Raw genomic sequence first — 4,190 nt, 5'->3', positions numbered from 1 at the left:
CCTGATGGTGTTATACGGTAAATCTTACCCACCACATCTGGGGAAGAGCCAATAAAGTAAGCAAGAAAAAAGGGACGGAGGGAATAATTTTGACCAAAAACAGGGTCAGAATGAGGTAACCCCGCTTTCCTTAAGCGGAATCTGCAACTCCACCCGCAGGCCGCCCAGTTCGGCTGAACGGGAAAAATCGAGACTGCCGTGATATTGCTCGATAATATCCTGCACAATACTAAGGCCCAGCCCGTGACCGGGACGGCTTTCATCCAGCCGCTGGCCTGGCCGGGTCAATTGCGCCCAGGACTCTTCTGCCACCCCCGGCCCATCGTCCTCGATCTGTGCCCGCAGGTGATCCTCCCCTTGTTGCACAGAGATCCGCACCTGTTCCCTGGCCCACTTGCAGGCGTTGTCGAGCAGATTGCCAAATAACTCCAGCATGTCATCGGCGTCCAGCGCGCAGGGTTTGCCGCTTACCGATAATTCAATATGCACCCGGCCATGGTGCAGTTGCGTCAAGGCCTCGGACAGAGCGGCCAATTCCTGCCTTGCATCAAAGCGCGCCCCCGGTGCGCCGCTACCGGCCAGGCGCGCCCGATGCAATTCGCGGCTAATGGTTTGCGCCATGGCGTCCAGCTGCCGCCGCATCGCCGCTGCCTCAAGCTTTTCTCCACGCCGGTCCATTTCGTCGGCCTGTTGTTGCAATACCACCAGCGGGGTTTTCAGGGCATGGCTGACATTACCCAGCGCACGACGACTACGCGCCAGGCGCAGGCCATGATGCCGACTCAAACGGTTGATCGCCTGCACCAGCGGACGCAGTTCGCGCGGCCCCTGCTCTTTCATCTCCTGGGCCTGGCCGCTCTCCAGCAGATGGCAGGCCTCGACCGCCGCGTCGAGCGGACGCAGGGCTCGACGCAGGATCCACACCTGCAAGACCAGCACCAGCAACAGGGCAAACAGGCTCAGGGCCAATAGCTGGCGTTCCAATTGGCTTACGGTATGCTCCATGGCCGCCACATCCTCGGCCACGCTGATGGTCAGCATCTCGCCATGCACCTCGTAGCGCTGACTGTAGTTCAGCAGTTGCTGCCCGGCCGGCCCGGTTATACGGCTGACCGTGTTGTGCACCTGCGTCAGTGCCGGTAGCGGCAGATCCACATCCCACAGGGAGCGCGAACGAATGATGCGACTACCCGCATCGATACGAAAATAGTGGCCGGAAAGCGGGGTATCGTAGATCGTCCCCAGGGGGGGGGTGATCTGCACGGGTAGCTCTGGCTGTAACAACAGGCGGGCATAGAGAGTATCGGCATCGTGCTGCAAACGGGTCAGCACATAGTCCTCCACCAGGGCCTGCGGGATCAGCCTGAGCCCAAGCATTTGCGCCACCAGCAGCAGCGCCAGCCCGGCCAGCAGTAAAAGATGCAAACGCAGGCGCAGCGAATTCACACGCCCCCCTGGGGATGCAGGATATAGCCCTGACCCCGACGGGTCTCGATATAGGCCGCACCCAGTTTTTCCCTCAGGCGGCGAATATAGACCTCGAGCACATTGCTTTCCCGCTCGGAGGCATATTCATACAGGTGTTCGGCCAACTGGATCTTGGACAGTGGTTCATCGGGATGGCGCAACATATAACGCAGCAGGCGAAACTCCGTTGCGGTCAGGACGATCTCCTGCTCCCCGTCCACCAGGCATTGGCGGCTCTCATCCAGTTGCCAGGGGCCAACGGTCAGTTGCAGCGCCGGCTGCGGCGCGGCACGGCGCAACAGGGCATGGATACGCGCCAGTAACTCCTCGGCGTGAAAGGGCTTGCCCAGATAGTCATCGGCCCCGGCGCGTAGACCCTCGACCCGTTCCCGCCAACTGTCACGGGCGGTCAGGATCAACACCGGGACATGGATCTCTGCCGCCCGCCAGGCCTGCAACACAGACAAACCGGCGCGGCCGGGCAGCCCCAGGTCGAGCACAATGAGGTCGTATTCCTCGGTCTCACCCAGGTGCTGCCCGTCCACGCCGTCGTGGGCCAGGTCGACCACCAGACCCTCGCGCGCCAGCTGCTGTTGCAGCCGTTCGGCCAGCTGCCGATCATCCTCGACAATCAGCAGCCGCATCGCCTAGTCCCTGCTCTTGCGCTTGAGCACTTCACCACTGCGCGCATCCAGTTCGAGTTTGTGCATCCGGCCATCGACATCAATGATCTTTAGCTCGTAAACATAGCCGCCCTTCTCGCGTTCCAGCTCGGCCTCGATCAATTGGCCCGGCTGAATCGTGCTTGCCTGTTTCAAGACAGTCTCCATCGACAGGATCTGGCCGCTTTCCCGCAGCTGATAGATCTCGTTGTGGTTCAGTTTGTCACTGGCAAAGACCGTTCCGGCGGTAAGCAGCGCCGTTAACAGTGTACTGGTCATCAGGGTAGAACGTTTCATCGTCATCATCTCCAGGGGTTAAATGTACTACTTAGGGTAAAAAGGACAAACCATTATTGTGATACATCATCACGCAGGGGCTTGTCCCCGGTAATCATCGTCCGCACCAGGTTTTCCCGGTGGACGATACTTTCAAACAACACCCCGGCCAGGTGACCCAACACCAACAGCAGGGTGAAGTTGGCAAAGAACTCGTGGATCTCTTCCAGCGCTTCTCCGAAGGCATGGGGCACACTGCCCATTACCCCGGCCCAAGGCCCGGCACCTTCCTCAGCCCCCAACGTCGCGATGCCGGAGAGGGTGGTGATCAACAGCGACAGCAACAGTGCCACGATCATCAGACCACCGGCCGGGTTGTGTCCCAGGTAACGCCTGGCCCTGCCCAGCAGGGACTCCTTGACATAGCCCAGCGCCTCGCCGGGGGGACGGACAAAATCAGAAAAGCGGGCATGACGGGTGCCGACAAAGCCCCATATCAGGCGCAATGCCACCAGGGTCAGGACGGTATAACCTGCGACAGTATGGATATCGAGAAAGTCGTCCTCGCTGACATAGGCCACAAGAAAGGCCCCGGCCAGTGTCCAGTGAAAGATCCGCACAAAGGGATCCCAGATACGAACAGTATTGTTAGCCATAGTTTTTGGTCCATCAGTAAGTTGATGGCACACAGTGTTTCAAACCAAGCTGAATTGACGCTGAAAAAACGAAGGGTTTGTGCAAATGGGCACGCCATTGCCTATGCCTGCATTCAATAGGTGGCAGACCAACAAAAGAACGTGTAAATTAATCGTGGTCTGCCCTGTTCCCTCGAATCTAGAGTAAATGAGTTGAGTTACTATCTAATAAAGATTGCAGTGACAACAATTCTGATTGTCGCTATATCAGAAATAGCCAAGCGAAGTTCATTGATTGGCGCCATATTGGCATCGGTTCCTCTGGTTTCGGTGCTCGCGATGATATGGCTGTATATTGACACAAAGGATGTAAACAAGATCAGCACCCTGGCATCAAGCGTGTTTTGGCTTGTTCTCCCGTCATTGGCATTATTTCTGGTATTGCCGCTATTGTTGAAGCATGGGATGAATTTTTACCTCAGCCTTGGCATTTCAGTGGCTATCACTGTGCTCTGTTATTTCGTCATGGTGTCAGCACTGAATCACTACGATATAAAACTCTAACATCCCGTATAACATGAAAAAATGGTGTCATGATGTGAATGGTGTCATTTTATGGCCGCCTGCCCCGCTATTCTGTTCCTGGCCACCCGCTACAAGGCCACCCTCCTCGACAGCAAGGCGCGGTGATGATGATTGAGTAGATTAAGTCGTGTCTGAGCCGAATGGCACTTACTTAAGCTCAAAAGCGTTGTCATCCCGGCGAAGGCCGGGATCCTGAATACACAATGGTGACAATTTCCCTGGATTCCGGCCTTCGCCGGAATGACAAAACCCAGAATTCTGTCTTAACTAAGTGCCATTCGTGTCTGACCCTGCTTCTACATGGAAATAGCCTAAAATCCCGCTATTCTTTACTATAAGCCTATGGAGTTCCTGCTTTTTAATAAATAGTGGTAAAACCATTATCCCGTTAAGATTTTTCAGAAAATATTGATGTTAATGCACTTTGTGCAATACTTTTACGGACAATGCTGGAATGTAATAAATATAAACTCTGGCTGAAAATGCCAATATAAATGATAGTGAAAAAATGGCCTCGTCAGAAAAATTCATGGGTAGTTTTCGGGGCAGGTAGCGCTCCAAGCGC

Annotated in this window: 5 protein-coding genes; 1 reads left to right on the top strand and 4 read right to left on the bottom strand. The window is 55.4% G+C overall.

What is annotated here, in order from left to right:
* Positions 1–105 precede the first annotated feature (105 nt).
* From RRB22_15810 to RRB22_15795, 4 genes are read right to left on the bottom strand one after another with little or no spacing between them, the layout of a single operon-like run.
* Complete coding sequence (locus RRB22_15810; GenBank protein MDT8385865.1) at positions 106–1,446, bottom strand: ATP-binding protein; 1,341 nt, start codon at positions 1,444–1,446, stop codon at positions 106–108.
* Positions 1,443–2,111 (bottom strand): response regulator transcription factor, encoded by a 669-nt coding sequence (locus RRB22_15805; GenBank protein ID MDT8385864.1) that lies wholly within the window; start codon positions 2,109–2,111, stop codon positions 1,443–1,445. The genes RRB22_15810 and RRB22_15805 overlap by 4 nt, the downstream gene beginning before the upstream one ends.
* A gap of 3 nt (positions 2,112–2,114) precedes the next feature.
* Complete coding sequence (locus tag RRB22_15800; GenBank protein MDT8385863.1) at positions 2,115–2,426, bottom strand: PepSY domain-containing protein; 312 nt, start codon at positions 2,424–2,426, stop codon at positions 2,115–2,117.
* A 53-nt stretch (positions 2,427–2,479) separates the two neighbouring features.
* A complete protein-coding gene (locus RRB22_15795) occupies positions 2,480–3,061 on the bottom strand; it encodes a cytochrome b/b6 domain-containing protein (GenBank protein MDT8385862.1) in 582 nt (193 codons plus the stop codon).
* Between the two features lie 192 nt (positions 3,062–3,253).
* Here RRB22_15795 and RRB22_15790 point away from each other — a divergent pair, with 192 nt between their 5' ends.
* On the top strand, positions 3,254–3,604 hold the full coding sequence (locus tag RRB22_15790) for a DUF3147 family protein (protein MDT8385861.1): 351 nt from the start codon (positions 3,254–3,256) through the stop codon (positions 3,602–3,604).
* The last annotated feature ends 586 nt before the right edge of the window (positions 3,605–4,190 follow it).

This window comes from Gammaproteobacteria bacterium, from assembly GCA_032250735.1.
Lineage (GTDB): Bacteria > Pseudomonadota > Gammaproteobacteria > SZUA-152 > SZUA-152 > SZUA-152.
This window is presented reverse-complemented; position numbering and strand designations above follow the sequence as displayed.